The 26776-nt window shown below is 64.3% G+C and carries 25 protein-coding genes; 14 read left to right on the top strand and 11 right to left on the bottom strand.

What is annotated here, in order from left to right; all coding sequences use genetic code 11:
- Nucleotides 1-46: 46 nt before the first annotated feature.
- The 4 genes from M2342_RS09895 to M2342_RS09880 all read left to right on the top strand — a co-directional run bounded on the left by M2342_RS09895 (nucleotide 47) and on the right by M2342_RS09880 (nucleotide 4718).
- Nucleotides 47-1012, top strand: coding sequence for a hypothetical protein (locus tag M2342_RS09895; RefSeq protein ID WP_413715132.1), 966 nt, complete (start codon nucleotides 47-49; stop codon nucleotides 1010-1012).
- Nucleotides 1005-1952 (top strand): tRNA lysidine(34) synthetase TilS, encoded by a 948-nt coding sequence (gene tilS / locus M2342_RS09890; protein ID WP_264578950.1) that lies wholly within the window; start codon nucleotides 1005-1007, stop codon nucleotides 1950-1952. The genes M2342_RS09895 and tilS overlap by 8 nt, the downstream gene beginning before the upstream one ends.
- A 70-nt stretch (nucleotides 1953-2022) precedes the next feature.
- Nucleotides 2023-3972, top strand: a complete 1950-nt coding sequence (ftsH, locus tag M2342_RS09885; protein ID WP_181559746.1) for an ATP-dependent zinc metalloprotease FtsH — start codon at nucleotides 2023-2025, stop codon at nucleotides 3970-3972.
- 110 nt (nucleotides 3973-4082) lie between these two features.
- Nucleotides 4083-4718 (top strand): DUF3800 domain-containing protein, encoded by a 636-nt coding sequence (locus tag M2342_RS09880; protein WP_264578949.1) that lies wholly within the window; start codon nucleotides 4083-4085, stop codon nucleotides 4716-4718.
- Nucleotides 4719-4799: 81 nt separating this feature from the next.
- Here the strand turns inward: M2342_RS09880 and rpoZ are convergent, their stop codons facing one another.
- Entirely contained in the window at nucleotides 4800-5144 is a 345-nt protein-coding gene (gene rpoZ, locus M2342_RS09875) for a DNA-directed RNA polymerase subunit omega (RefSeq protein WP_181559744.1), read from the bottom strand.
- Nucleotides 5145-5347: 203 nt separating this feature from the next.
- Between rpoZ and M2342_RS09870 the strand changes: the two genes are divergently transcribed.
- A complete protein-coding gene (locus M2342_RS09870; protein ID WP_264578948.1) occupies nucleotides 5348-6529 on the top strand; it encodes a phospholipase D-like domain-containing protein in 1182 nt (393 codons plus the stop codon).
- Here the strand turns inward: M2342_RS09870 and M2342_RS09865 are convergent.
- From M2342_RS09865 to dapF, 5 genes are all read right to left on the bottom strand, one after another.
- The gene (locus M2342_RS09865) at nucleotides 6498-7046 is read right to left on the bottom strand and encodes a class I SAM-dependent methyltransferase (RefSeq protein ID WP_264578947.1); all 549 of its coding nucleotides are present in this window, start codon (nucleotides 7044-7046) and stop codon (nucleotides 6498-6500) included. The two genes, M2342_RS09870 and M2342_RS09865, sit on opposite strands and share 32 nt — an antisense overlap.
- A 203-nt stretch (nucleotides 7047-7249) precedes the next feature.
- The gene (locus M2342_RS09860; RefSeq protein ID WP_413715131.1) at nucleotides 7250-7894 is read right to left on the bottom strand and encodes an inner membrane-spanning protein YciB; all 645 of its coding nucleotides are present in this window, start codon (nucleotides 7892-7894) and stop codon (nucleotides 7250-7252) included.
- Entirely contained in the window at nucleotides 7884-8816 is a 933-nt protein-coding gene (ftsY, locus tag M2342_RS09855; RefSeq protein WP_264572890.1) for a signal recognition particle-docking protein FtsY, read from the bottom strand. The genes M2342_RS09860 and ftsY overlap by 11 nt, the downstream gene beginning before the upstream one ends.
- Complete coding sequence (gene mtaB / locus M2342_RS09850) at nucleotides 8809-10149, bottom strand: tRNA (N(6)-L-threonylcarbamoyladenosine(37)-C(2))-methylthiotransferase MtaB (protein ID WP_264578946.1); 1341 nt, start codon at nucleotides 10147-10149, stop codon at nucleotides 8809-8811. Before mtaB ends, ftsY begins: the two co-directional genes overlap by 8 nt.
- Nucleotides 10146-10976 carry a diaminopimelate epimerase gene (gene dapF / locus M2342_RS09845; RefSeq protein ID WP_264578945.1) on the bottom strand — a complete coding sequence of 277 codons (831 nt, stop codon included), beginning with the start codon at nucleotides 10974-10976 and terminating at the stop codon, nucleotides 10146-10148. The genes mtaB and dapF overlap by 4 nt, the downstream gene beginning before the upstream one ends.
- Before the next feature lie 122 nt (nucleotides 10977-11098).
- Here dapF and M2342_RS09840 point away from each other — a divergent pair, with 122 nt between their 5' ends.
- Nucleotides 11099-11683, top strand: a complete 585-nt coding sequence (locus M2342_RS09840) for a hypothetical protein (protein ID WP_264578944.1) — start codon at nucleotides 11099-11101, stop codon at nucleotides 11681-11683.
- Nucleotides 11684-11795: 112 nt separating this feature from the next.
- Nucleotides 11796-12821 (top strand): aspartate-semialdehyde dehydrogenase, encoded by a 1026-nt coding sequence (locus M2342_RS09835; protein ID WP_264570363.1) that lies wholly within the window; start codon nucleotides 11796-11798, stop codon nucleotides 12819-12821.
- Nucleotides 12822-12874: 53 nt separating this feature from the next.
- Here M2342_RS09835 and M2342_RS09830 read toward each other — a convergent pair whose 3' ends face one another.
- Genes M2342_RS09830 through M2342_RS09820 form a run of 3 tightly spaced genes read right to left on the bottom strand, consistent with a single transcriptional unit; the run spans nucleotide 12875 to nucleotide 16021 of the window.
- Nucleotides 12875-14416, bottom strand: a complete 1542-nt coding sequence (locus tag M2342_RS09830) for a DHA2 family efflux MFS transporter permease subunit (protein ID WP_264578943.1) — start codon at nucleotides 14414-14416, stop codon at nucleotides 12875-12877.
- A 14-nt stretch (nucleotides 14417-14430) separates the two neighbouring features.
- Entirely contained in the window at nucleotides 14431-15558 is a 1128-nt protein-coding gene (locus M2342_RS09825; RefSeq protein WP_264578942.1) for an HlyD family secretion protein, read from the bottom strand.
- Nucleotides 15551-16021, bottom strand: coding sequence for a MarR family winged helix-turn-helix transcriptional regulator (locus tag M2342_RS09820; protein ID WP_264578941.1), 471 nt, complete (start codon nucleotides 16019-16021; stop codon nucleotides 15551-15553). The genes M2342_RS09825 and M2342_RS09820 overlap by 8 nt, the downstream gene beginning before the upstream one ends.
- Nucleotides 16022-16152: 131 nt before the next feature.
- On the opposite strand from M2342_RS09820, the gene M2342_RS09815 reads away from it, so the two are divergent.
- The 3 genes from M2342_RS09815 to M2342_RS09805 all read left to right on the top strand — a co-directional run bounded on the left by M2342_RS09815 (nucleotide 16153) and on the right by M2342_RS09805 (nucleotide 19896).
- Nucleotides 16153-16917: an alpha/beta fold hydrolase gene (locus tag M2342_RS09815; RefSeq protein ID WP_264578940.1), complete on the top strand. Its 765-nt coding sequence runs from the start codon at nucleotides 16153-16155 to the stop codon at nucleotides 16915-16917.
- 71 nt (nucleotides 16918-16988) lie between these two features.
- Nucleotides 16989-18878 carry a M2 family metallopeptidase gene (locus M2342_RS09810; RefSeq protein WP_264578939.1) on the top strand — a complete coding sequence of 630 codons (1890 nt, stop codon included), beginning with the start codon at nucleotides 16989-16991 and terminating at the stop codon, nucleotides 18876-18878.
- Between the two features lie 184 nt (nucleotides 18879-19062).
- Entirely contained in the window at nucleotides 19063-19896 is an 834-nt protein-coding gene (locus M2342_RS09805) for a GGDEF domain-containing protein (protein WP_264578938.1), read from the top strand.
- 15 nt (nucleotides 19897-19911) lie between these two features.
- On the opposite strand, the gene M2342_RS09800 is transcribed toward M2342_RS09805, so the two are convergent.
- Entirely contained in the window at nucleotides 19912-21360 is a 1449-nt protein-coding gene (locus tag M2342_RS09800; RefSeq protein WP_181559728.1) for an AMP nucleosidase, read from the bottom strand.
- 90 nt (nucleotides 21361-21450) lie between these two features.
- Nucleotides 21451-21933: a peroxiredoxin gene (locus M2342_RS09795; protein ID WP_264578937.1), complete on the bottom strand. Its 483-nt coding sequence runs from the start codon at nucleotides 21931-21933 to the stop codon at nucleotides 21451-21453.
- Between the two features lie 209 nt (nucleotides 21934-22142).
- On the opposite strand from M2342_RS09795, the gene M2342_RS09790 reads away from it, so the two are divergent.
- The 4 genes from M2342_RS09790 (at nucleotide 22143) to M2342_RS09775 (ending at nucleotide 26744) form a co-directional block, all read left to right on the top strand.
- Nucleotides 22143-22715, top strand: coding sequence for a YqgE/AlgH family protein (locus M2342_RS09790; protein ID WP_181559726.1), 573 nt, complete (start codon nucleotides 22143-22145; stop codon nucleotides 22713-22715).
- 155 nt (nucleotides 22716-22870) lie between these two features.
- Complete coding sequence (gene ahcY, locus M2342_RS09785) at nucleotides 22871-24271, top strand: adenosylhomocysteinase (RefSeq protein ID WP_181559725.1); 1401 nt, start codon at nucleotides 22871-22873, stop codon at nucleotides 24269-24271.
- A 138-nt stretch (nucleotides 24272-24409) separates the two neighbouring features.
- On the top strand, nucleotides 24410-25363 hold the full coding sequence (locus M2342_RS09780) for a metal-dependent hydrolase (RefSeq protein ID WP_264578936.1): 954 nt from the start codon (nucleotides 24410-24412) through the stop codon (nucleotides 25361-25363).
- A 4-nt stretch (nucleotides 25364-25367) separates the two neighbouring features.
- Nucleotides 25368-26744, top strand: coding sequence for a cryptochrome/photolyase family protein (locus M2342_RS09775; protein WP_264578935.1), 1377 nt, complete (start codon nucleotides 25368-25370; stop codon nucleotides 26742-26744).
- Nucleotides 26745-26776: the final 32 nt, after the last annotated feature.

The following is a 26776-nucleotide window of genomic DNA, read 5'->3' as shown; positions in this document are numbered from 1 at the left end:
CCTCCGCCACCGGCCAACATGATTTGAACATATCAGGAATTTCACCATGGCAGCAGAGCTTTCCCCCCACGAGATGACCAGCAAACGGACCGGCGGCGGGATTGTCCGCACCCTGCTCCTTGCCGGCGCCGGCCTGCCGCTGCTGTTCAGTGCCCCGGCGAGCGCCCAGCGCACGGTGGAAGGCCGCGTGGACCGGCTCGAGCAGGAAATGCGGGCCGTGCAGCGCAAGGTGTTCCCCGGCGGGGCGGGCCAGATCATGGCGCCGGAAGTCACGCCGCCTGCGCCGACGCCCGGTGTCGCAGCCGGCGCGCCCGCGACGACGCCGATTGTCGATCTGACGGCGCGAATCAACGCCGTCGAGGCGCAGCTCGCTCGCCTCACCGGTCAGGTCGAGGAGAATGAGCACCGGCTCCGTCAGCTGGAAGAGAATTTCAAGGCGATGAGCGCCGCGCAGGCTGCTCCGGCCGTCGATCCGGCCAGTCCCTTTGGCCCACCCAGCGCGCCGCTGCCCGACCGCGCGGCGCAGGCTGCTCCTGCGGCGACCCCACGCCCAGCAGCGCAGCCGTCCCTCGTGGCCCGCACCGAAGCGGTGGCGGCGGTCGAGCGCCCCAGCACCGGCAACGCCGCGCTGGATAGCTACACCTATGGCTTCCGCCTCTGGACCGCGAAATTCTATCCCGAGGCGCAGGTGCAGCTGCAGCAGACCGTCGACAAATATGGCAAGGACCCGGTCGCCAGCCGTGCCCACAATCTGCTCGGCCGTGCGTTTCTCGATGACAAGAAGCCGGCGGCTGCAGCCAAGATTTTCTACGAAAACTACCGGCAACGCCCGGCTGGCGACCGCGCGGCCGAGAGCCTTGCCTGGGTCGGTGAGTCGCTCATTCAGCTCAACCGGCTGAAGGACGCGTGCCTCGCCTATGACGAGCTGAACGAGGTGTTCGGCGCCAACATGCCGGGCAGTGTGCGCGACATGATGACCAAGGGCCGGACCCGCGCCAAATGTAGTGGCTGACACGCTCGCGCAGCGATTGCCCGAGGCGGTTCAGCACCTGCTTGGGCGCGACTTGCAAGCGTCCGAGCGCATCGGCATCGCGGTCTCGGGCGGGGCGGACAGCATGGCGCTGCTCGCGCTGGCGGCGCGTTGCTGGCCCGGGCAGGTTGAGGCGGCGACAGTCGATCACCGATTGCGAGCCGATTCCGCCGCGGAAGCAGCCATGGTGGCCCGCTGGTGCCAATGCGAGGGCGTCCCCCACGCCATTTTCACGGTCACGCAGCCCCTTGAGGGCAATCTTCAGGCGGCGGCACGCGCGGCGCGCTATGCGTTGCTGGAGGATTGGCAGCAGGCGCGGGGCCTCGACTGGCTGATGACGGCGCATCAGGCGGACGATCAGCTTGAAACGCTCGTCCTGCGGCTCAATCGCGGGGCAGGGGTGGCGGGGCTGGCGGCTATTCGGGCCCGGCGCGGGACATTGCTGCGGCCGCTGCTCAATGAGCGCCGCGCTGATCTGCGCGCGTGGTGCCAGCGCGAAAACGTCCCGTTCATCGACGATCCGAGCAACGAGAACCAGCGGTTCGACCGCGTAAGGGTTCGGCAGGCGCTGGCTGGCTGCGATCTCATCGACCCCAGTGGCATGAACCGCGCGCTGGAAGCGCTGGGCGAAGCGGAGGACGCCATCGCGTGGATGCTGGACCGGCTCGCCGCCGAGCACCTTGTGCTGGCCGAGGATCGCGCCGACCTCACCCGAACGGACCTGCCGCCGGAGCTCCTTCGCCGCCTGATCTTGCGCATGGTTGCCCATCTCAATCCGCAGGCAGAAAAACCGCGCGGGCCATCGCTGGATCAAGCGCTTGTTCAACTTTTCGATGGTAAGACCGTCACCTTGGCAGACTGCCTTGTCACCGGAGGGGCGCGATGGACGATGCGGCGGGCACCACCGCGCAGGTCGTGCTGAGCCCAAAGCCGTTCCGGGCATTGTGTTCCGGGCAGGAAGTCCTATTTTGGACCGCGAAAGCGAGTGGTTGATGAACGATAACAAAGAGCCGCAAGGCAATCCATGGATCAAGAGCGCCCTCATATTGGCGGGCGTGTTTCTTGCGCTGCTGATGTTCGTGACGGTGTTCGACAGCAAGGGCATGAGCAACAACGGCACCGCGATTGCCTATTCCGATTTCCGCGACCGGGTTTCCGCCGATGCGGTGAAGGAAGTGGCGATCGGTCCGGACCGGATCAGTGGCGTGCTCAAGAACGATCAGCGTTTCGTCACCTACGCCGTGCCGGACCCGCAGCTCACGGCGCTGCTGGACGAGCATAAGGTCAAATATAGCGGCCAGCCCGAAGAACAGCCGAACTTCTGGATGATCCTGCTCTACCAGTCGCTGCCCTTCATCCTGATCCTCGGCATCGCCTTTTTCGTTCTGCGCCAGATGCAGAAGGGTGGCGGCGCCGGCGGCGCGATGGGCTTTGGCAAGTCCAAGGCCAAGCTGCTCACCGAGAAGCAGGGCCGGGTGACGTTCGACGACGTGGCCGGCATCGATGAAGCCCGTGAGGAGCTTCAGGAGATCGTCGAGTTCCTCAAGGACCCGAGCAAGTTTGCGCGACTGGGCGGCAAGATCCCCAAGGGCGCGCTGCTGGTCGGCTCGCCGGGCACCGGCAAGACGCTGCTGGCGCGCGCGATCGCGGGCGAGGCGGGCGTGCCGTTCTTCACCATTTCCGGCTCTGACTTCGTCGAAATGTTTGTGGGCGTCGGCGCAAGCCGCGTGCGCGACATGTTCGAGCAGGCCAAGAAGAACGCACCCTGCATCGTCTTCATCGACGAAATCGACGCCGTCGGTCGCCATCGTGGTGCGGGCCTGGGCAATGGCAATGACGAGCGCGAGCAGACGCTGAACCAGCTGCTGGTCGAGATGGATGGCTTTGAATCCAACGAAGGCATCATCATCATCGCCGCGACCAACCGGCCTGACGTGCTCGATCCGGCGCTGCTGCGTCCGGGTCGTTTCGACCGTCAGGTCGTCGTGCCGCGCCCGGATATCGAGGGGCGCATCAAGATCCTCGAAGTCCATATGGCGAAGGTGCCGCTGGCGCCCGACGTCGATGCCCGCACGATTGCACGTGGTACGCCCGGCTTCTCCGGTGCCGACCTTGCCAATCTCGTCAACGAGGCGGCGCTGATGGCGGCGCGGCGCGGCAAGCGTCTTGTCGCCAGCGCCGAGTTCGAGGCGGCCAAGGACAAGGTGATGATGGGCTCCGAGCGGCGCTCCATGGTCATGACCGAGGACGAGAAGAAGATGACGGCCTATCATGAGGCTGGTCACGCCATCGTCGCGATTCACGAGCCGGCGTCCGATCCGATCCACAAGGCCACCATCATCCCGCGCGGTCGCGCGCTGGGCATGGTGATGCGTCTGCCGGAGCGGGACAGCTACAGCTATCACCGCGACAAGATGCACGCCAATCTGGCCGTCGCCATGGGCGGGCGTGTGGCTGAGGAAGTGATCTTCGGTCACGAGAAGGTGTCGTCCGGCGCGTCCGGCGATATCCAGTACGCCACGCGGCTCGCGCGCGACATGGTCACCCAATGGGGCATGTCCGACGAGCTGGGCCCGCTGCAATATGAGGAGCCGCAGGGCGAGACCTTCCTCGGTTACTCGCAGAGCCAGCGCGTCCACATGTCCAATGAAACCGCGCAGAAGATCGACGCGGAGATCCGCAAGGTTGTCGAATCCGGTTATGATCGGGCCAAGACGGTGCTGAGCGATCATCTCGATCAGCTTCACCTGCTGGCCAATGCGCTGCTGGAGTTCGAAACGCTCTCGGGCGACGAGATCAAGACTTTGATCGACAAGGGCGAACTCGTGCGTCCGAGTGGTGAGAAGATCCGGCCCTCTCCGGTCCCGGTGACGGGCACGTCGATCCCCAAGACGGGCAAGCGCAAAGGCCCGATCAGCGATCCGACGCCGCAAAACGTCTGACCCTCATGGGGACGGACACCTAAGACTGACTGTCGCCGCGAGCCCGACCGGCTTTGCGGCGACAATCATTTCAACAGGCGGCCATTTCAAGAAGCGGCGCAGGAGGACGGATGCCCATCTATATTGACGAGAGCGGCAGTCTTCCCGCGGGCGCCATGATCATGGCTGGCGTCGAGATCGAGGCGGATGCCGCCGACCGGCTGCTGGCGCGGTTTCGTGCGGTCGTGGGTTTGCGCGGTGAGCTCAAGGGCAGCCGGATCGGTCTGGTCGAACGCGCCTTCTTCTTCGAACTGCTCGACCGGTTTGATGCCCGGGCCAAGATTTGCATCATCCGCGCCGACCCGCAAGACGCCGGACGCCGTCCCGAAGACCTCGACGTCTATGTCGCGCTGCTCACCCAACTGGTGGACGAATGGCGACCGGACGCGGAGGAGGATTGTCTGCAGGTCTTCATCGATGCGGGTCGCTATGACACGCTAGTGCTGGAATCCGTGCGGCACGACATTGCCAAAAGGCTCGCGCGATGCGGCAGCGCGCAGATGATCGACAGCAGGCGCTCGGCGGGGGTGCAGATCGCCGATGTGGTCGCCAACAGTTTCTACAACATCGCGATCCGGTCTGGCCGCTCCGCGCGGATCGAGACCATTGTCGATCCCTTTCTTGCCGGGGGCGTGCTGCAAACCAGCGATTTGCGCCGCAGGCCGGCACCCCGCGCGCCGCATCCGGTGACGGCAAGGCACGATTGACGTCGAATTCAGTCCCTAGCCGCATAAAAAAGGCGGCTTCGACTGTGCCGAAACCGCCTTTCGATCTGATGTTCTGAGGACTTAGCCGTCGTAATCGGCACCCAGGCTGTGCGAGCGCGGCGGCGTCGCAGCCGTGAGGCGCAGCGCCTCGGCAGAGCGTGCGATCGAGCCGATTTCGTCTGGCGTGTCGTCGTCGTCGATCTGCATCTTCTGCATCGAGCCGACGAGATCGTGCTTGAGGTCGTCCGGCATGATCGTCTCTTCGGCGATCTCGCGCAGAGCGACGACCGGGTTCTTGTCACGATCCCGATCTACGGTCAGCTCGGCGCCACCGGAGATGGTCCGGGCGCGCTGCGCCGCCAGGAGAACGAGGTCGAACCGGTTGGGAACCTTGTCGATGCAATCTTCGACAGTAACGCGCGCCATGCTTGGCTCCTGAGCAGATTAAGGAGAATGCGGGAAAGGCTGTCGGCTAACAGTCGAGGGAGCGAAAGTCAAGAAAATCGCAGGGGCGATGGGAGGCTCGCGGCGCTGCGATCATGGAAACAATAGTGTCCATCCGGCATTGAACGGGTGGGATGCGCGCGTGATGGTTGGCAAGGCAGGGTGGTTGACGCATGAGGGGGGGCATGACAGGCAACGTCTCTACGCTGGCACCGCGCGTGCAGGATGATCGCCTGCACGAGGTGGCCGGTAACAAGCTTAGGTTGATGCCCGGCGGGCAGGATCGGCTCGATACGCTGCTCGACCTGATTGGCAACGCGCGCGAGACACTCGACCTCTATTTTTATATTTTCGCGGCGGACGACTGCAGCACGCTGATCCGTGACGCTCTGGTCGAGGCCTGCAAGCGCGGCGCCGCTGTCACACTGATGATCGACGCGTTCGGATCGGCGCGGACGCCCGATGGGTTCTTCGATGCCTTCATCGGTGCTGGCGGGCGTTTTGCGCGGTTTGGTGCACGCCGATCGATGCGCTACCTGATCCGCAATCATCAGAAGATCGTGATCTGCGACGGCCGCCGGGCGATGATCGGCGGGTTCAATTGCGAGAACAGCTACTTCGTCGGCCCCGAGGACGCGGATGGCTGGTGCGACCTCGGCCTCACGCTGGAAGGACCGCTCGTCGAAGATCTCGGCCGATGGTATGAGGGATTGGCGAAGTGGAGCCTGGAGAGCCGGCAGCGGTTCAGCCATCTGCGCCGGCTGGTCCGCACCTGGCAGCCCGGCGAAGGAAAGGCGCGCTGGCTGATCGGGGGACCGACGCGCTTTCTCAACAGCTGGGCCAAGTGTGTGAAGACGGATTTGCACCATGGCTGCACGCTCGATCTGGCGGCGGCCTATTTCTCCCCGAGCCCCGGCATCATGCGCCGCATGGCGGGCATCGCCCAGCGCGGGAGCGCCCGGCTCATCACCCCTGAGCGATCCGACAACACCACCACGGTCGGTGCTGCCCGCCACCTTTATCGGCGGCTGCTGCGGGCCGGGGTGCAAATCATGGAATATCAGCCGCAGAAGCTGCACATGAAGCTGATCGTCATTGATGACATCGTCTATGTGGGATCAGCCAATTTCGATATGCGCAGCCTCTTCATCAATCTTGAACTGATGCTGCGCATTGAGGATGCCGAATTTGCCCGCGCGGCCCGCGCGCTTGTCGACACCATGGCGAAGGACAGCACGGTCATCGACGGCCGCACTTATGCGGCACTCGCCAGTCCGTTCAGTCGGTTTCGATGGTGGATCGATTATCTTCTGGTCGGCGTGGCCGACTATACCGTCACGCGACGGCTAAACTTTCGGCGTCGCTGAGCGCGGCGCCCACGTCGTCACCCTTGCGCGCCCAGAACAGGCGGGCAGGGGGAATGCATCGCCACACCATGCCTTGCGCGACATTCGCGAAATTGGCTTCAAGGCGTGCGAGCACGAAGCGCGAATATTGATAGACGAGAAACTGCCCGCCCGGACGGATGGCGCGCGCCGTTGCGGCAGCGATGTCGTCGGCGACAGCGGGGGGCAGGGTGGAAAAGGGCAGGCCGGAGATGATGTAATCCGCGGCCTCGAAACCCTCACGTGCGAGAATGGCTTCCACATCGGCGGCCGATCCTTCCACGCAGATCAGCCTTGGGTCCGCCATGTGCTGGCGCAGGTGGGTTACGAACATGGGATTGGTATCGATGGCGATCAGCCGCGCGTCCGGCCCAAGCCGCTCAAGAATGCGCCGGGTGAACACGCCCGTGCCCGGCCCATATTCGACGACGCAACGCACATCCTGCCAATCGACCGGATCGAGCAGGGCGTGAATGGCGATGTCGGACGTGGGGATCACCGATCCCACCATCCGCGGATGGCGGATGAACTGTTGAAGGAACAAAAATTTGGGAGACATTGCCAACGTCGTTGCGGTCACTTTCCGGGCTTCCCTCTCTTTGACGTGACAAATTAACGCGCGACGCGCAAGGTCGTTTCTTAAGCCTTGAAGAATATTGCTAAAATTCTTCGGCCAACATCAGTGTTTGTCGCGCGCTTGTCTTAGGCCGTTGGGCCGCTCTGCTTGTCGCCCAGCTCCAGACCGTGCTTCATGAGCATGGGGACATTGGCCATGGCGAACAGCATCGAGGCAGCGGTGACGCCCCAGACCTTGACCAGCAGCCACGTATCGAAATCGAGCGACATCCGCATCAGTTCATTCGCTACGCCGAGCGCCGCGAAGAAGAAGCCCCAATTGCGCGAGAGCTTGAGCCAGCCCGTTTCATCCAGCCCGCTATAGGCCGACTGCAGCAGGTAGCGCAGCAACGGGCGGCCGCCCATCCAGCCGCCGATCAGCATCAGCGCGAAGAAGCCGTAAATGATCGTCGGCTTGAGCTGGATGAAGGCCGGATCATGGAAATACAGCGTCAGGGCGCCGAAGAAGAGGACCAGGATCGCCGAGAGCCACAGCATCGGCGACACCTTGCCCAGCCGCCATTTGCTGACCACCACGGCCACCGCAATCGCGGCCATGAAGGCGGCGGTGCCGGCAAACATCCCGATGAACTTGGTGGCAAGGAAGAAGACGAGCAACGGCCCGAAATCAAGTGCCATCGGCAGCCAGCTTTCGCCCTTCGGGCCGGGTGCGATCGGCGCGGAATCGATGGTCGCATCGACGCGGGGCCGGGCTTTGTCGTCAGCGTGCATAAGCCGCTCCTGCAATGGCGTGGGCGAGTTCGCCGGGGTCGAAGGGGCGCAGATCGTCGATCTTCTCGCCTACGCCGATGGCGTGAATGGGCAGGCCGAATTTCTCGGCCGCCGCGACCAGAACGCCGCCGCGCGCGGTGCCATCCAGCTTGGTCATCACCAGCCCGGTGACATTGGCGACATTCTGGAAAATCTCGATCTGCGACAGCGCATTCTGGCCGGTTGTCGCGTCGAGCACGAGCACGACATCATGCGGCGCGGCGGGGTTGAGGCGCCCCAGCACGCGGCGGATCTTGGCCAGCTCGTCCATCAACTCCGTGCGGTTCTGCAACCGCCCGGCGGTATCGACGATAAGGATGTCCGTGCCCTGCGCGGTCGCCTGCTTGACCGCGTCGAACACCACGCCTGCCGCATCGCCGCCTTCCGGCCCGGTGACGATGGGCACGCCCAACCGCTCGGCCCAGATGCGCAACTGGCCGATGGCCGCGGCGCGGAAGGTGTCGCCGGCCGCCAGCATCACGCTGTAGTCCTGCTCCTGGAACAGATGCGCGAGCTTGGCGATGGTCGTGGTCTTGCCCGAGCCGTTGACGCCGATGACTAGGATGACCTGCGGGCGCGGGAAAGCCTCGATCTCGATGGGCTTGGCTACCGGGGTCAGCACCTTCTCGATTTCCTCGGCGAGGATCTCGCGCAGATATTCCTCGGTAAGTTCCTTGTTGAAGCGCCCCTCGGCCAGCCGGTCACGGATGCGCGCGGCCATCGCCGGGCCAAGATCGGTCGTGTAGAGCGCTTCCTCCAGCTCATCGAGCGTCTGCTCATCCAGCGCCGCCTTGGCAAAGACGCCGGAAATGCTCTCACCGAGCCGGTCGGAAGTGCGTTTGAAGCCGCCGAAAAGACGGTCGCGCCAGGAAAGTTCAGCCATGCTCGGCTCCATGCGCGATGAGCGTGTTTCCCTCAAGCCCCGTGATGCGGGCGTGGACAATCTCACCGGGCTTTTGTGGGGTAGCAAAGCGGACCGGCGCGAAATTTTCGCCATGGCCCATGAGTCCGCTGGTTTCGACCAGCACGCTCTGGGTGGAGCCGACGAGGGCGCGAAGCCATACCGTCCGTTCGGCGTCAGAGGCGGCCCGAAGCCGCGCGGCGCGCTCGCGGATGACGGCCCGGTCGACCTGGGGCATCCGCGCTGCCGGGGTGGCGTCACGCGGAGAATAAGGGAAAATATGGCCGTGAACGATGCGGCAATCACGAACCAGCGCGAGACTGTTCTCGAACATCGCATCGTCTTCGGTCGGGAAACCGGCAATGATGTCCGCGCCGATGGCGATCTCCGGGCGCCGCGCGTGCAAGCGCTCGACCAGATCGACGGCCTGAGCACGGCTGTGCCGGCGCTTCATCCGCTTGAGGATCATGTCGTCGCCTGCCTGCAGCGAGAGATGGACATGCGGCATGAGCCGCGGTTCGCCGGCGATGAGGTCGAACAGCCGGTCGTCGATCTCGATGCCGTCGAGCGAGGAGAGGCGCAGGCGGGGCAGATCGGGCACATGGCGCAGGATGCGCTCGACCAGCAGCCCGAGACTGGGCGTGCCGGGCAGGTCCGGGCCGTAACTGGTGACGTCGACGCCGGTGAGCACGATTTCCTGCACGCCCTCATCGACCAGCGCGCGAACCTGATCCACGACGGCGCCGGCCGGCACCGACCGGCTCGGCCCACGCCCGAAGGGGATGATGCAGAAGGTGCAGCGATGATCGCAGCCATTCTGCACCACGACGAAGGCGCGAACCCGCTCGGCAAAGGCGGCCAGCAGGTGCGGCGCCTGATGTTCGAGGGTCATGATATCGGCGACGCGGACCCGCTCGGGCGATGAAATCTCCCCTCCGTTCGTGTCGAGCGAAGTCGAGACACCAGAGGACGAGCCTGGCCGTATCTCGACTTCGCTCGATACGAACGGAGAGGTCCGGAGATGCTCTGCAAAGGCTGCTTTCTCGCCATTGCCGATGACGGCAGTCACCTCCGGCATAGCAGCGAACATTCCGGGGTCGGTCTGCGCCGCGCAGCCCGTGACCACGATGCGAGCTTCCGGCCGGGCGCGGTGGGCGCGGCGAATGGCCTGGCGGGTCTGGCGAACGGCCTCGCCAGTGACCGCGCAGCTGTTCACCACGACAAGATCATCCCGCCCGCCCAATTGCTGGCGAATGGCCTCGCTCTCGGCGATGTTGAGCCGGCATCCGAGCGTGATGACCTCGGGGCCGGTCATGCGGCGGGTGCGAACTCTGCCGGATCGAGCGTGCCATCGAACACATGGGCAGCCGGGCCGGTCATGCTGATATGGCCGCCGGGCGCCCAATCGATGAGAAGATCGCCGCCCGGCAGGCTGACCCGCACCGGCCCTTGCGCGATCCGCCGGCGAAGCGCGCTGACTGCCGTCGCGCAGGCGCCGGTCCCGCAGGCCTGGGTGAAGCCAGCTCCGCGTTCCCAGACCACCAACCGAATATGGTCGGGCGCGAGCATCTGCGCGAAATTCACGTTCACCCGGGCGGGGAACAGCGGATCATGCTCGATCAACGGCCCGAGGCGCGCCATGTCGATATCATCCAGCGCATCGACGAAGAACACCACATGCGGGTTGCCAATGCTCACCGCGGACGGCGCGGGCAGATCGTCCCAGCTCACCGGCATGGCGAGCGTATCCATGGCATAAGCAAGCGGCACCTGCTCCCAATCCGTCCGCGCCTCGCCCATATCGACGCTGACCAGATCGCCCTGGCGATGCGCCTCCAGCAGTCCGGCGTTGGTCTCGATGGTGACGTCTCGCCCCACGAACAGCGGCACGCAGCGGGTGGCATTGCCGCACGCATCGACCTCGCTGCCATCCTGGTTGAAGATGCGCATGGAGACATCGGCGCGCTCGGAGGCGCCGACGACGATCAACTGATCGCATCCCACCCCGGTCCGACGGTCGGCAATGGCCTGCGCCAGTTGCTCGGTCATGACGACTGGTCGCTCGCGGGCATCGATGACCACGAAGTCATTTCCAAGGCCGTGCATCTTGGCGAAGGAGAGAAGGGCGGGGTTGGCAGACATGCCGCGCATTTAGGCGCGTGAGGCAGCCAAGTCCATGTTTCGCGGAAAAATGCAGCCGCGCGGGGTTGTCACTGCGGCCCCCAACGCCCATTCTCTATCGAAGCTGATGAGATGGAGGAGGCATGATGAGACGATTGACCCTGGTGGCGGCACTGGCGCTTCTTTCTGCCTGCGGCCAATCCGGGTCAAATCTCTCGGAGGACGTCTCGAACAGCCTCAACGTGCTGGAAGGCGATGTCGGATCGCAAGCCCAGGCAGCCAATGCGATGAACAGCGCCGGCAATAGCGCGGGGAACAGCTCAGAACCCGGCAAAGTGCTCGTCGGCGGCCTGCCTTTGCGGCTGGGCTATTATGTTTCCAATGAAACGGCGTGTGAGTCAGCCTCCAAAGCCACGGTCACGCTGATCGGCCGGAATGGCTATAGCGGCGCGCGCTACAGTTGCACCTTCGGCACCATCGAGAAAACCGGACCCACCACCTATCGGGTGACCGAGACATGCCGGGAAGGCGATGCCATCGCGAACCGGCAGGAGGTGCGCACCAGCACCCGGACCTATGACGTGACCGATGCGGAAAATTACGCGGCCCAATCGGACAGCGGCTGGGCCAACAAGGCGCGTTACTGCCCGCAGAGCAGCCTGCCTGCACCGTGGAAAGACGAGGATATGCGCGCGCTGACCGGCGCGCCGCCACCAGAAAAGCCCTGACGCTTCAACGGCGGGTCACAAGTACCCGCCACAAGATTGCGCTTTTGCCTCTGCGGCCCTTTTGCGGTATCCGGCCCGCAGTTCCCCTCATTCAACCGCTGGAGAAGCCCCTGTGGGATATCGTGTCGTCGTCGTAGGCGCCACCGGCAACGTCGGTCGCGAAATGCTCAACATCCTTGCCGAGCGGGAGTTCCCGATCGACGAGATCGCGGCAGTTGCCAGCGCGCGGTCGACGGGCGACGAGATCGAATTCGGCGAGACCGGCAAGATGCTCAAGGTCAAGAATATCGAGCATTTCGATTTCACGGGCTGGGATATGGCCCTGTTCGCCGCCGGCTCCGGACCGACTAAGGAATATGCCCCCAAGGCCGCTGCTGCTGGCTGCGTGGTGATCGACAACAGCTCGCTCTACCGCATGGACCCCGATGTGCCGCTTATCGTGCCGGAGGTGAATCCCGAGGCCATCGAGGGCTACAAGCGCAAGAACATCATCGCCAACCCCAATTGCTCGACAGCCCAGCTCGTCGTGGCGCTCAAGCCACTGCACGATGCCGCCAAGATCAAGCGTGTGGTGGTGGCGACTTATCAGTCCGTCTCCGGCGCCGGTAAGGAGGGGATGGACGAGCTGTTCGAGCAGAGCCGTAACATCTTCGTCGGCGATTCCGCCGAGCCCAAGAAGTTCACCAAGCAGATCGCCTTTAACGTCATTCCCCACATCGACGTGTTTCTCGACGATGGCTCCACCAAGGAAGAGTGGAAGATGGTCGTCGAGACCAAGAAGATCCTCGATCCCAAGATCAAGGTCACGGCGACCTGCGTGCGCGTGCCGGTATTCGTCGGCCACAGCGAGGCCGTGAACATCGAGTTCGAAGACGAGATCAGCGCGAAGGAAGCGCAGAAGATCCTGCGGGAGGCGCCGGGCGTGATGCTCGTCGACAAACATGAGGACGGCGGATACGTCACCCCGGTCGAGTGCGTGGGCGACTATGCGACCTTCGTCAGCCGCGTGCGCGAGGATTCGACCGTCGAGAACGGCCTGTCGCTCTGGTGCGTCTCGGATAATCTGCGCAAGGGCGCGGCGCTGAATGCGGTGCAGATCGCCGAACTGCTCGGCCGCAAGCACCTGCAGAAGGGCTGAGCCTTATACCTGTCACCGCCCGGCGGCGACTGTCCGCCGGGCCTGGAGTCCCCTCACTCGCTGATCGGGGGTGGCGGGGACGATCCTGGCCCTCGCTTGGGCTTGCGCAGGAAGAAGGCGGCCGGGATGATCAGCGTGCTGACGATGGCCATGGCGTAGAAATCGTCGAGGAAGGCGATCATCGTCGCCTGCTGGTTCACGATGCCATCGATTGTCGCGAGCACGGTCGTGCCGAAGCTGCCGAAGCGCTGCAACTCGCTCGGGTCCACCGGCAGATGGGCCGACGAGATATGCTGCGTGAGATCGGCATGGCTGACCTGGCTGTTGCGCGCCAGCAGCGCCATCACCACGGCGATGCCGATGGATGAGCCGATGTTCCGGGTGAGGTTGAGCACGGCAGCGCCCTCGGTGCGAGCGCCGGGCGGCAAGGTGCCGAAGGCGAGCATCTGCAGAGGCACGAACACGATGCCGATGCCGGCCCCCTGAACCACGCCGGTAACCACGAACGGCACCCAGTTCTGCTCCAGTGACCAGCCGGTCATCATCCACAAGGAGCTGGCGGTGACCGAGAAACCGCCGGCGATCAGCACGCGTGGATCGATGAGGCTGGTCAGGCGGCTGGAAAGGGCCATCGCGACCAGCAGGCCCGCGCCGCGTGTCGCCAGGATCCAGCCGGTGTCGACCACTGAATAGCCATAGAGTCCCTGGAGCAGCGGCGGGAGCAGCGCCATGGCGGCGAACATCACCAGCCCGATGATGAACATGAACGCAGCGGCGCTCAGGAAATTGCGATCTGCAAAGAGGGCAGGGGCGAAGAGCGGCTTGCGGGCGGTGAGCGTGTGGACCGCGAACATCCACAGGCCGCTAACGGCCAGAGCGGCCTCGACCCAGATTTCCGTCGAGGAGAACCAGTCGGCATGTTGCCCGCGGTCAAGCATGAGTTGGAGGCTCGCCAGACCCAAGGCGATCAGCGCGAAACCGAACAGGTCGAAATTCCGCCGCTGCAGCGGCTTCTCGGGGAGAAGGGCGTAAAGTCCGACCAGGCAGACGATGCCGAATGGGACATTGACGAAGAAGCACCAGCGCCAGTCGATCCACTCAGTCAGCCAGCCGCCGACCACCGGCCCCATGATCGGGCCGATCATGACGCCCATGCCATAGACGGACATCGCCTTGGCGTGCTGGGACGGGCGATTGATGTCGAGCATCAGGCTCTGCGCCAGCGGGCCGACAAAGGCGCCGCCGACACCCTGCAGGGCGCGGAACAGCACCATTTCCGTCAGGCTCTGCGCGATGCCGCAGAGCACGGAGGCCACCACGAAGACGAAAACGGAAATCAGCAGCAGGCGCCGCGTCCCGATCCGGTCCGCAAGCCAGCCGGTGATGGGAATGGCGATGGCGGCGGCGAGGATGTAGCTGGTGAGTACCCAGCTGATCGTCTCGTCACTGGCGCCGAGCGATGCGCGCATGTGCGGCAGCGCCACGTTGGTGATCGTCGTATCGAGCACCTGCATGATCATGGCCGACATGATCGCCATGGTCAGCAGCGCCTTGTGGCGCACCTGCAGTTGCGGAAGATCCGACGCGGGAGCCATGATGCCGGTTTGCGTCAGCGGGCGGAGGCGACTGCGGCGCCAGCTTTGGTCGCGTGAATGTCCACCGTCACCTTCGCGCTCAGGCCAGCGATCATCGGCCGCTCCGGATGGCCGTCGATAGCGATGCGCACCGGCACGCGCTGCGTCACCTTCACCCAGTTGCCATTGGCATTCTGGGCAGGGAGTACTGAAAACTCAGAGCCCGTACCTGCGCCGATGCTGTCGACATGGCCACGGATATGCGATCCGGGATAGGCATCGATCTTGATATCGGCGCTCTGGCCCGGGCGCATCCTGTCGAGATCGGTTTCCTTGAAATTCGCGGTCACCCAGATCCGGTCGCTAGCGACGATGCTGACCAGTGGCAGACCTTGCACCGCCATCTGACCGACTTGCAGGCGACTGGCCTGGCTGATCCGGCCGGAGACCGGGGCATGGACCACGGTGCGATCGAGGTTGAGAGCGGCCTGATCGCGCTGGGCTTGCGCCGCGGCGATTTCAGGATTCACGCCCGGCACCTGCGCGCCGTTGGCAAGGGCCGCCTTGGCCTTTGCGGCATCGGCTTCCGCCGTGCGCAGCCGCGTGCGGGCATTGTCGAGCGCCTGCTGGGATTGCTGGAGACGGGCGCGGGTGGTGAACCCGTCCTTCATCAGCGCCTGCTGCCGGTTGAGATCCTGCTGGGCGTAATAAACATCCTCACGCGCACCGGTGATGTCGACGTTCGTTGCCTGAAAATCCGTGCGGAGGCGCCCGACCGCGACCTGCGCGTTGGCGATCTGGGCGTTGGCCTGCTGGAGCGCGACCTTGTAGGGCTGCTGGTCGACGACGAACAGCACGTCTCCGGCCTTCACCATCTGGTTCTCGCGAACCTTCACCTCGATGATCCGCCCTGCGACATCACTGCCGACTGCTACGATGTCCTGCTTCACATAGGCATTGTCGGTCGACACGGTACGCCCGCTCGTCGCCCAGAACCACGCGCCCACCGCCAGAATGATCAACGGTACCGAAATCATGAGCAGGCGGTTGCGCAAGCGCTTGCCGCGCGGCTCCGCTGCGGCAGATTCATCGGGGGTAGCCACGGTCTCGGCAGGCGCAGGCGACTGAGCGGTCGGACGCAGGGCAGGATCGGCTTCAGACATGGACTGCCGCCTCCTTTGCGGCCTCGTCAGTGGCAGGCTGGCTATCACCGGAAAGATTGTCGCGGATGCGGCAGAGCACGGAAAGCACGGTTTCCTGCTCCGCCGCTGAAATGCCGGCGAGCGATTCATTCAGAACCCGCTGGCCGATCTGCTGCAATTCGGCGGCGAGCGGCTTGGCCGCCTCGGTCAGGAACAGCTGCCAGGCGCGGCGATCCTGCGGATCACGGCGGCGCTCGACCATGTCGGCCTGCTCGAGACGGTCCACCATGCGGCAGGTCGTGATCGGCTCGACATCCAGCCGCTCGGCAAGCGCGCCTTGGTTGATGCCGGGAAAGCGCATGATCTGCGCGAGCGCGCGCATCTGCGGCCCGGTAATGCCAAGGCTGCGGGTGCGCTCGTCGAACCGGCGACGATACAGACGCCCGAGGTCGCCGATCGCAAAGGCGAGATGATTGCCGTCCATGATGCCGGCGCATTTAGTAAGCGGGCTTATTAAAAGCAAGTCCAGACTCCATACCCCAATGGCGGGACAGGGCCCTCATCTCCCGCGCATTGGCCTTGCCTTTCGGACCCGATCTCCGCCACAATCGGGCGATGACAGAGACATCGACGATCCGCCTCGACCATCTTCAGGGCCATGACGGCACGCGCATCGCCGTCCATCGGCTCGGCGATGGGCCGGCGGTCATCATGCTGCATGGCCTCAGTTCAAGCGCGCAAATCAACTGGCAGCGTTATGGCACGGCCCAGAAAATCGCCGATGCCGGTTTCGAGGCGATCATGATCGATCAGCGCGTGCATGGCAGCAGCGATGCGCCGACGGATGCCGATGCCTATCCGCAGGACGTGATGCTGCTCGACATGGAAGCGGTGATCGGGGCGCTGGGCGTCACGCAGTTCGATCTAGTCGGCTATTCAATGGGCGCGCGGCTGTGCCTGGGACTGATCGACCGTGGCATGACACCACGGCGACTGGTGCTCGGTGGCATGGGGCTGGAAGGCCTGCTGGAGTGGACGCGCCGCCGGCAGTTCTTCCTCAATGCGCTCAATCATTTCGAGACGGTACGGCCGGGCGACCGCGACTATATGGCCATCCAGTTCATGAAGACCATGAAGATCGATCCGGTCGCCTTGCGCCTGCTGCTGATGAGCATGAGCGATATGGATCGCGCGGTGCTGACCAAGGTGACGATGCCGACCCTGGTGCTATGCGGAGAGGATGATGACGATAACGGGTCGGCCGATGCGCTGGTCGCGGCTCTGCCCAATGCGCAGCGCGGTACGTGCCCCGGCACCCATATGACAGCGATCACCAAACCGGAATTCGGACAGGCCATCGCCGACTATCTCGCGGGTTGACGAACCTAGCCCTGACAGGCCAGCTTGGCTGCAATCCACAGGCTCAGGCCACAGGTTCAGGGACACCAATCATGCTCAATCCCGTTTCGCGCCTTGCCGTAGCGGCAGCGCTCTCATTGGCCGTTTGCGGCGCGCCGGCTTTGGCCCAGACCGATTCGGCTCCGGCGCAGGCCACGCCCACGGCGGCGCAGGCCGATGCGCTCGTGGCGCAGGCCGAGAAGGAATTCTTCGATTATTCGCTGGAGGCCAATCAGGTCTATTGGGTCAACGCGACTTATCTGACCGAGGATACCGATGCCCTTGCCGCCCGCGTCGGCGCCAAGGGCACCGAGATGTCGGTCCGCTATGCGCTGGAGGCCGCCAAGTTCGAGAAGGTGCCGGGCCTCTCCTACGACACAAAGCGCAAGCTCGACATCTTGCGGGCAGGCATCGTGCTGCCGGCGCCGACCACGCCCGGCGCTGCCGCCGAGCTGAACGCCATCGCGACCAAGCTGCAGTCCGATTATGGCAAGGGCCGCGGCACGTTGGACGGCAAGCCAATCAACGGCAGCGATATCGAAGCGGAGATGGGCAATCTCGACCACACGCCGAACGAATATCGGGAGATGTGGACGAGCTGGCACGACAATGTCGGCAAACCGATGCGCGGCGAGTTCGAGCGGCTGGTAACCATCGCCAATGAAGGCGCCAAGGAGCTGGGCTTTGCGGATGCAGGCGCGATGTGGCGCTCCAATTACGATATGCCGCCGGACGACTTCGCCAAGCTGACCGAGAAGCTCTGGCAGGATGTGAAGCCGCTCTACGATTCGCTGCACTGCTATGTGCGGGACAAGCTGAACGCCAAATATGGCGATGCGGTCCAGCCCAAGACCGGGCCGATCCGTGCCGATCTGCTCGGCAATATGTGGGCGCAGGAATGGGGCAATATCTACCCGCTGGTCGCGCCGGCCGGAGCAGGGGATCTGGGCTATGACATCGGCGCATTGCTCAAGGCCAAGGGCTATGTGGAAACCAGCCCGACTGAGGCGGACCCCGCCAAGCGTGGCAAGTGGGAAACGCAGATGTTCAAGTTCGGCGAGGGCTTCTTCTCCTCCCTCGGCTTCGACCCGCTGCCGGAAACCTTCTGGACGCGCACCCAGTTCATCAAGCCGCTCGACCGGGAAGTGGTCTGCCACGCCTCGGCCTGGGATATCGACAACAAGGACGATATCCGCATCAAGATGTGCACCAAGGTGGACAGCGGTGACTTCGTCACCATCCACCATGAGCTGGGGCACAATTATTATCAGCGCGCCTACAAGGACAAGAGCTTCCTCTATCTGAACGGCGCCAATGACGGCTTCCACGAGGCCATTGGCGACACCATCGCGCTGTCGATTACGCCGCAATATCTGGTCGACATCGGCCTGCTCGATCCGTCCAAGGTGCCAGGCACGGACAAGGACATCGGCCTGCTGCTGCGGCAGGCGATGGACAAGATCGCCTTCCTGCCCTTCGGCCTGCTGATCGATCGCTGGCGCTGGGGTGTGTTCGACGGCTCGATCCAGCCGGCGGACTACAACAAGGCGTGGAATGCCATGCGGCTGCAATATCAGGGCATCGTTCCGCCGACGGACCGTCCGGATGACGCGTTCGACGCTGGCGCGAAATATCACATTCCGGCGAGTGTGCCCTACACCCGCTACTTCCTGGCGCGGCTGCTGCAGTTCCAATTCTATGAGGCTGCGTGCAAGCAATCGGGCTGGAAGGGGCCGCTCCACCGCTGTTCCTTCTACGGCAACAAGGCCGTCGGCGAAAAGCTGAACGCCATGCTGGAAATGGGCGCCTCCCGCCCGTGGCCGGATGCGCTGCAGGCCTTCACCGGCTCGCGCGAGATGAGCGGCAAGGCACTGGCCGCCTATTTCTCGCCGCTGAAGACCTGGCTGGACCGGCAGAACAAGGGAAAGAGCTGCGGCTGGTGAGCCGCCAGCGGGGCAGGGCGAGCCGCTCTGCCCCGTCCTTACACCGAAGCCTTGATCGTCCGCTGATGCGTTAGGCGCGGGCGAGGCGAGTGGACGTGCAAATGATGGTTAACGCAGCAGGGAATGCGCGCAATGCTTAGATAAACATGCTATTTGACAGCATGTTAGATGGTCTGGTGGGCATATGGTCTGGCTTCTCCTGTTAATCGTCTCGGCCGGCATTGGCTTGCTCGCATCGTCCCTTCCCTCGATCCATTCGATCCTCAAGGCCCTCAAAGGTGGCGATTTGTACCGCCGCTGGAATCGCCTTCGCTGGTTGGTCGTCGGCTTCATCATGGCCTATGTCGTGTACGGCAGCACCCGCTTTGCCACGGTGTCGGAGCCAACGGATTTGCTCGGCAGTCTGATTCTGCTGGCGGGCGGGTTCTTCGTGCTCGCCGTGGCGCGGCTTTCCGCGCTGACCACGCAGGATCTCGTGCGCATCGCCATACTGGAGCGCGACGTGGTGCGCGATCCGCTCACCGGCACGTTCAACCGACGCTATCTCGACACAAGGCTGGACGAAGAGATCAGCCGCTCCCGCCGCTCGGGACTGCCCCTATCGACGCTGATGATCGATCTCGACCATTTCAAAGGCGTCAATGATTTCTATGGGCATCTGGTCGGGGATCAGGTGTTGCGTCACGTGAGTTCGCTGATCCAGAGCCAGGTGCGTCTGAATGACATCGTGGTGCGCTATGGCGGCGAAGAGTTCGTTGTAATCACGCCGGACAGCAGCCTGGAAGATGCGGCGCGGCTGGGGCACCGGCTGCTGCGACAGTTGCGCGACCACAGCATCGATTTGCCCAATGGCGACACGCTGGCGGTCACCGCCAGCATCGGCGCGGCCACGCTTGCGGAGGCGGAGGGGCGCACGACCTTCCTGCGCCGGGCGGACGATGCGCTGTATGAGGCCAAGCGCGGGGGCCGCGATCGGCTTTGCGTTGCCGGCCGGCTGGCGGAGGAGAGCCCGGCCTGACGTCCCTTCGCGCCGTCAGCGAAAGGGCGGCTCGTTGAACGCGCGCAGCTTGCGGCTGTGCAGGCGGTCGCCCTGCTGGCGCAGGCGTTCGCAGGTCTCGATGCCGATGGCGAGGTGGCCCGCTATGGCTTCCTCGTAGAAACGATTGGCCTGGCCCGGCAGCTTGAGCTCGCCATGGATCGGCTTGTCGGAGACGCATAGCAACGTGCCATAGGGCACCCGGAAGCGATATCCTTGGGCGGCGATGGTCGCGCTCTCCATATCCACGCCCACCGCGCGCGAGAGGGAGAAGCGCAGGGCCGAGCGGGAGTAGCGCAGTTCCCAGTTGCGGTCGTCCGTCGTCACGATGGTGCCGGTGCGCAGGCGGCGCTTCATGTCGCCGCTGGCGCCCAGAATATGCTCGCACGCCTCGGCCATCGCCACCTGCACCTCGGCAATGGCGGGCACCGGAATTTCCGGCGGCAACATTTCATCGAGCACATGGTCGTCGCGCAGATAGGCATGGGCCAGCACATAATCACCGATCCGCTGGCTCGGGCGCAGGCCGCCGCAGTGACCGATCATAAGCCAAGCCTCGGGGCGCAAAACCGCGAGATGATCGCAGATGGTCTTCGCGTTGGCGGGGCCGACGCCGATGTTGACCAGCGTGATGCCGGTGCCGTCCGGGGCGATCAAGTGGTAGGCCGGCATCTGGTGACGCCGCCAGGCGCTGTCAGCGATCGCGCTTTCCGGATTGGCGGTGTCGGCGGTGACCTCGACGCCCCCGGCACCGGAAAGCGCCGTGAAACGCGTGCCCGGTCGCTTGAGTTCGGTGCAGCCCCAGCGCACGAATTCATCGACATAGCGGTGATAGTTGGTGAACAGAATGTAGCGCTGGACGTGCTCAGGCGGCGTGCCGGTGTAATGCCGCAGACGCGCTAGACTGAAATCCGTGCGCAGCGCATCGAACAGCGCCAGCGGTCGCTCGCCTGATGGGCCGGGCAGCAGCAGCCCGTCCGCCACCTCATCACCGATCTGCGCGAGCTCCGTCGAGGGGAAATGGCGCGCCAACTCGCTCGGCGGAATTGCGGCAAGTGTGCCGGCGGGCAGCGAATCCAGCACATAGGGGAACGGGATCGCCTGATCGCTCCGGCCGACGCTGACTTCCACCTCATAGTCGGCCATCAGCAGATCGAGCTGTTCGGTCAGATAGCGCGCGAACATCTGCGGCCGGGTGATCGTCGTCACATAATGGCCGGGGCGAGAGAGGCGCGCGAAGGAGCGGCGGCTCGGCACGCCGTCATTGGTCTGATGATAATCGATGATCAGCGAGGGATAGCAGAAATCCCGGTCCGCCACCGAGCGGGCGGAAGGCACGGTGCCATCCTTGGCATAAGCGAAAATGGCCTCGCGCAGATTGGCGGTCGCGGTTTCATAGCCCGCGATCAGCGCTTCGACGATGTGGGTGCTGGAAGCTTGGTTCATGCCCCTTCATAGCTGGCCTGTATGACAGGCGGAAGAGGGGCGGGGTGCGGGGCAGCAGCGACCTGTGCCGCCGCCCCGCTCGCAATGGTCTTAGAGCTGCTCGAGCATGAAACCGGCGCTGGAAACGCGGAATTCGCCCGGCGCTTCGACATGGAGCTGCTCGACCACGCCATCATTGACCAGCATCGAGAAGCGCTGGCCGCGCGTGCCGAGACCGAACTTGCTGCCGTCCATGGTGAGGCCGACGGCTTCGGCGAAGCTGCCATTGCCATCTGCGAGCATTGTCACCTTGCCGTCAGCCGACGAGGCCTTGCCCCACGCGCCCATGACGAACGGATCGTTGACGGCGGTGCAGGCGATCTCGTCGACGCCCTTGGCCTTGAGGTCGCTTTCCTTCTCGATATAGCCCGGCAGGTGCTTGGCCGAGCAGGTAGGCGTGAAGGCGCCCGGAACGGAGAAGAGCGCGACCTTGCGGCCAGCAAAATAATTCTTGCTGTCAACCGGTTCGGGGCCGTTTTCGGTCATCTTGACGAAGGTCGTTTCGGGCAGCGTGTCGCCAACTTTGATCGTCATCGGTGTCTCCTGTTCTGGGGGAAAGGGCTCGGCTGGTGAACCAGCGCGCAGCGAGCAAGTCGGTGTTCGGCCTGCGCCTGTCAAGGTCGATGCTGTGCGGGGCCGGGCGGCTCTGCGGTACGATGGCCGCTCAGCCGGACGGGTCAAGCGCCTGCGGGGTGGACGCATTGTCCCCAACAAGGCATGGTCGCGCTCAGGAGGCCCATCGCATGAGCGCGCCCGCGCAACCGAGACTCTCCCTCGCCGGCAAATTGTTGCTGGCCATGCCGGATATGCCGGACGCGCGGTTCGAGCGCGCAGTCATTCTCCTGTGCGTGCATGACGAGGGCGGCGCCCTGGGCATCGCGCTGCACGAGCCGATGGAGGGCATGGGACTGCATGCTCTGCTTGGCTCGTTAAGCATCGACGCGCAGTCGGTGGGCGATGAGCCGGTGCTGCAAGGCGGGCCTGTCGAACCGCGCCGCGGCTTTGTGCTGCACAGTCGGGACTGGATGACGGCGGACAGCCACCCCATCGATGACGAGATTGCGCTCACCGGGTCGATGGAGGTGCTGCACGCCGTTGCTTCGGGCGGCGGGCCGGCCCGCTGGTTGGTCGCCTTGGGCTATGCCGGGTGGAGCGCGGGACAGCTGGAAACGGAGCTGGCCGCGCCGGGCTGGTATCTCAGCAAGGCGCAGCCTTATCGGCTGTTCTCGATGGCGCCGGAGAACCGCTGGGCCGGGGCGTTTTCGCTCGAAGGCATCGATCCCGCGATGCTGACCGGCAATATGGGACACGCCTGACACGGCAGGGCTGGCTTCCTTTATCCCTTCCGCCCGACCCCAATCACATAAAGATATCTTTATATTTGCGAGGGAGCGATAGCCTTGGTAAGGCGCCGCGGTGTTACCGGTGGCGTGCGTAGCGGCCCCGGCTCAGGCAATCAGGAGAATGATCAGTGGCGACCGTGGCCCAGGACTATATCGTAAAGGACATCTCCCTCGCTGGCTTCGGCCGCAAGGAGATCGAGATCGCCGAGACCGAAATGCCGGGCCTGATGGCGCTGCGCGAGGAATTCGGTGCATCCAAGCCGCTCAAGGGCGCGCGGATCACCGGCTCGCTGCACATGACGATCCAGACCGCTGTGCTCATCGAGACGCTGGCTGAGCTGGGCGCAGAGCTGCGCTGGGCCACCTGCAACATCTTCTCGACCCAGGACCATGCCGCCGCCGCGATCGCCGAGCGGGGCATCCCCGTGTTCGCCATCAAGGGCGAGACGCTCGAGGAATATTGGGACTATGTCATCAAGATCTTCGATTGGGGTCAGGACACGACCTGCAACATGATCCTGGACGATGGCGGCGACGCGACAATGTTCGCGCTGTGGGGCGCCCGTGTCGAGGCCGGTGAAGAGCTGTTCGCGCCGTCCAACGAGGAAGAGACGATCTTCGTCGCAACCCTCAAGCGCTTCCTCGCCGAGCGTCCCGGCTATCTCACCAAGACCGTCGCGGCGATCAAGGGCGTGTCCGAAGAGACGACCACCGGCGTCCACCGGCTCTATGAGCTGGCCAAGAAGGGCAAGCTGCCCTTCCCGGCGATCAACGTGAACGATAGCGTCACCAAGTCCAAGTTCGACAATCTCTATGGCTGCAAGGAATCGCTGGTCGATGCCATCCGCCGCGCCACGGACGTGATGCTGGCCGGCAAGGTCGCCTGCGTCGCCGGCTTCGGCGATGTCGGCAAGGGCTCGGCGGCCTCGCTCCGCAATGGCGGCGCCCGCGTGCTGGTGACTGAGATCGACCCGATCTGCGCTCTGCAGGCGGCGATGGAAGGCTATGAGGTCGTGACCATGGAAGAGGCGGCGACCCGCGCCGACATCTTCGTGACGGCGACGGGCAATGAGGACATCATCACGCTCGACCACATGCGCGCGATGAAGAACATGGCCATCGTCTGCAACATCGGCCACTTCGACAGCGAGATCCAGATCGCGGCGCTCAGCAACATGAAGTGGACCGAGATCAAGCCGCAGGTCGACGAGGTCGAGTTCCCCGATGGCAAGAAGATCATCATGCTCGCCAAGGGCCGTCTGGTGAATCTGGGCTGCGCGACCGGCCACCCGAGCTTCGTCATGTCCTCCAGCTTCACCAACCAGGTGCTGGCGCAGATCGAGCTGTGGACCAAGAGCGATGCCTATAAGAACGAGGTCTATGTTCTGCCCAAGCATCTCGATGAGAAGGTCGCAGCGCTTCACCTCGAGAAGCTGGGCGTGAAGCTCTCCAAGCTGACCGACAAGCAGGCCGCTTACATCGGCGTGACGCCCGAGGGTCCGTTCAAACCGGATCACTACCGCTACTAAGCCGCATAAGGCTGAGAAGACGTGAGAAGGCGCGGGCTAAGTCCGCGCCTTTTTTCGTGATCCCGGCCGCGCCCCTGATCCGTTCCCGCCCTCTCGGGCAACTTGACCTGCAGCGGTGGGGTCGTGAAGACAGGGGGCATGGATAATCTCACACACAGCATGGTGGGCGCCGTGCTGGGCCAGATCGGGCTCAAGCGCACCTCTGGCCTTGCCATGCCGACGATTATCATCGCGGCGAACATCCCGGATATCGATGCGACCTGCACGTTGCTGGGGACACAGGCGCTGGCACTGCGACGCGGGCTGACGCACGGGCCGATCGCGATGATCCTGCTGCCGTTGATGCTCACCGCAATCATGGTCGCGTTCGACCGCTGGCAGGCGAAGCGTGGGACACGGCCAGAGACGCGGCCGCCGGTGAACATAGTCTGGCTGTGGGTCGTCGCGCAGATCGGGACGCTCAGCCACCCCGCGTTCGACTGGCTCAACAGCTATGGCATCAGATTGCTCTCGCCGTTCAGCGACCAGTGGTTCCATGGCGATGCGCTGTTCATCATCGATATCTGGCTCTGGGCGCTGCTGATCGGCGGCTATCTCTGGGCACGGCGCGGCGAGCGCGCCGGGCCCGCGCCAATGATGCAGCGCGCGCGGATCATCGCGACGGCCGCCTGCGCCTATATCTTCGTCAACGGGCTGATCACCGGATCGGCGGAGGCGAAAGCCGCCGCATGGCTGCGCGCCCAAGGCCGCGAGGCGGACCTGGTGGTCGCCAATCCGCGTCCGTTCGCACCCTGGTCGCGCGAAATGCTTTGGCGCGGGGACGGGCGCTTCGGCGGCTTTCCCTACAGCCTCGCCACCGGGCTTGAAGCCGATGCAGGCGCAGCGGAAGGGATGCCGACCGGCATGGACGATCCCGGCGTCGAGCGGGCGCGGCAGCGCGATGCGGATGCGCGGGCTTTCCTGTTCTGGTCGCGGATGCCGGTCGCGCAGCGGGCTGAGAATGGCGATCTGCTGATTTCCGACCAGCGCTTTGCGGGGCGTGGCGCCAGCGCGAGCTTTTCCGTGCAGGTGCCTGCGCAAGCAGTGCGGTAGAGCGATGTCGGCAGCGAGCATCTTATGGTTCCGGCGGGATCTTCGCCTGACCGATCAGGCCGCGCTCATACAGGCGTGTGCGGAAGGGCAGGTGATCCCGGTCTATATTCTCGATGATGAGACGGCGCGGCACCGGGCGATGGGCGGCGCATCGCGCTGGTGGCTGCATCATAGTATCGAGAGTCTCGACGCCGCCCTGCGCGCGCGCGGATCGCGACTGATCCTGCGCCGGGGCAAGGCCGAGGCGGTTCTCGCCGCGTTGGCCACGGAGACCGGCGCCACCCGCATCCATGCCTTGCACCATTATGAGCCCTGGTGGCGCCAGGCAGAGAAGGCGGTTGCGCGCTCTCACGAACTGATATTGCATGATGGCAATTACCTCATGCCGCCGGGCGCACTGACCACGGGCAGCGGCGGTCCCTACAAGATCTTCACGCCCTTCTGGCGCGCGCTGCGGGAGGTGATGCCGCCGGGTCAGCCCGTGCCGGCGCCCGATACCGTTCCCGCTCCGCAAAAATGGCCGGCGAGTGATCAACTCGAAGACTGGGCCTTGCTGCCGACTTCGCCTAATTGGGCGGGCGGGTTCGCGCATGATTGGTCGCCTGGCGAGACGGGCGCCCACGATCGGCTCGATGCCTTTATGGACCATGTCGGTGACTATGACGAAGGCCGCAATCTGCCTTCCATCGAAGGCTCCTCGCGCTTGTCGCCGCATTTGCATTTCGGCGAGATTTCGCCGGCAACACTGTGGCACGCACTCGACCGGGAGGATGGCGCCAGCGAGGTTTATCTGCGCGAACTGGGCTGGCGTGATTATGCCCAGAATGTGATCGCGCAGATGAGCGATTATGGCAGCCGCAACGGTCGGGCGCAGTTCGATGCTTTTGCGTGGCGCTCGGGCCAGGAGGCGGCGGAGGACCTGAAGGCCTGGCAGGAGGGTCGCACCGGCTATCCGATCGTCGATGCGGGGATGCGCCAACTCTGGCAGACCGGATGGATGCATAACCGGGTGCGGATGATCGCGGCGAGCTTCCTCATCAAGCATCTGCTCATCGACTGGCGCGAAGGGGAGCGCTGGTTCTGGGATACGCTGGTCGATGCCGATTATGGCAACAATGCCGTCAACTGGCAGTGGGTCGCGGGCACCGGGATCGATTCCAACATGTTCGTGCGGATCATGGCGCCGCTCACCCAGTCCGAGAAGTTCGACGCGGCCGCCTATATCCGGCGCTGGGTGCCGGAGCTGGCGCATGTGAAGGACGCCGCAATCCACGATCCCGAGTCCGCGGGTGTTAGGCCAGCGCAATATCCGGCCAAGTTAATCGAGCATCGCGCCGCGCGAGAGCGGGCGCTCGCCGCCTATGCCCGCGCGAAAGGCTGAGCGGGCCCCGGTTGTCTTTGCGTGAGGAATGC

The sequence above is a fragment of the Sphingobium sp. B8D3A genome (genome assembly GCF_025961995.1).
Lineage (GTDB): Bacteria > Pseudomonadota > Alphaproteobacteria > Sphingomonadales > Sphingomonadaceae > Sphingobium.
Note: the sequence above shows the minus strand (reverse complement) of the source record. Positions and strands in the feature narration are given on the sequence as shown.

Excerpts from the sequence above, each read along its gene's own strand:
- M2342_RS09860 (WP_413715131.1), bottom strand. The coding sequence starts at position 7,894 with ATGCACGCTGACGACAAAGCCCGGCCCCGCGTCGATGCGACCATCGAT.
- M2342_RS09830 (WP_264578943.1), bottom strand. The coding sequence starts at position 14,416 with ATGGCTCCCGCGTCGGATCTTCCGCAACTGCAGGTGCGCCACAAGGCG.
- mtaB (WP_264578946.1), bottom strand. The coding sequence starts at position 10,149 with ATGACCGGCCCCGAGGTCATCACGCTCGGATGCCGGCTCAACATCGCC.
- M2342_RS09815 (WP_264578940.1), top strand. The coding sequence starts at position 16,153 with ATGACAGAGACATCGACGATCCGCCTCGACCATCTTCAGGGCCATGAC.
- ftsY (WP_264572890.1), bottom strand. The coding sequence starts at position 8,816 with ATGGCTGAACTTTCCTGGCGCGACCGTCTTTTCGGCGGCTTCAAACGC.
- M2342_RS09780 (WP_264578936.1), top strand. The coding sequence starts at position 24,410 with ATGGATAATCTCACACACAGCATGGTGGGCGCCGTGCTGGGCCAGATC.
- rpoZ (WP_181559744.1), bottom strand. The coding sequence starts at position 5,144 with ATGGCGCGCGTTACTGTCGAAGATTGCATCGACAAGGTTCCCAACCGG.
- M2342_RS09880 (WP_264578949.1), top strand. The coding sequence starts at position 4,083 with ATGCCCATCTATATTGACGAGAGCGGCAGTCTTCCCGCGGGCGCCATG.
- M2342_RS09840 (WP_264578944.1), top strand. The coding sequence starts at position 11,099 with ATGATGAGACGATTGACCCTGGTGGCGGCACTGGCGCTTCTTTCTGCC.
- M2342_RS09820 (WP_264578941.1), bottom strand. The coding sequence starts at position 16,021 with ATGGACGGCAATCATCTCGCCTTTGCGATCGGCGACCTCGGGCGTCTG.
- M2342_RS09805 (WP_264578938.1), top strand. The coding sequence starts at position 19,063 with ATGGTCTGGCTTCTCCTGTTAATCGTCTCGGCCGGCATTGGCTTGCTC.
- M2342_RS09800 (WP_181559728.1), bottom strand. The coding sequence starts at position 21,360 with ATGAACCAAGCTTCCAGCACCCACATCGTCGAAGCGCTGATCGCGGGC.
- M2342_RS09870 (WP_264578948.1), top strand. The coding sequence starts at position 5,348 with ATGACAGGCAACGTCTCTACGCTGGCACCGCGCGTGCAGGATGATCGC.
- M2342_RS09895 (WP_413715132.1), top strand. The coding sequence starts at position 47 with ATGGCAGCAGAGCTTTCCCCCCACGAGATGACCAGCAAACGGACCGGC.
- dapF (WP_264578945.1), bottom strand. The coding sequence starts at position 10,976 with ATGTCTGCCAACCCCGCCCTTCTCTCCTTCGCCAAGATGCACGGCCTT.
- M2342_RS09810 (WP_264578939.1), top strand. The coding sequence starts at position 16,989 with ATGCTCAATCCCGTTTCGCGCCTTGCCGTAGCGGCAGCGCTCTCATTG.
- ftsH (WP_181559746.1), top strand. The coding sequence starts at position 2,023 with ATGAACGATAACAAAGAGCCGCAAGGCAATCCATGGATCAAGAGCGCC.
- M2342_RS09825 (WP_264578942.1), bottom strand. The coding sequence starts at position 15,558 with ATGTCTGAAGCCGATCCTGCCCTGCGTCCGACCGCTCAGTCGCCTGCG.
- M2342_RS09795 (WP_264578937.1), bottom strand. The coding sequence starts at position 21,933 with ATGACGATCAAAGTTGGCGACACGCTGCCCGAAACGACCTTCGTCAAG.
- M2342_RS09775 (WP_264578935.1), top strand. The coding sequence starts at position 25,368 with ATGTCGGCAGCGAGCATCTTATGGTTCCGGCGGGATCTTCGCCTGACC.
- M2342_RS09790 (WP_181559726.1), top strand. The coding sequence starts at position 22,143 with ATGAGCGCGCCCGCGCAACCGAGACTCTCCCTCGCCGGCAAATTGTTG.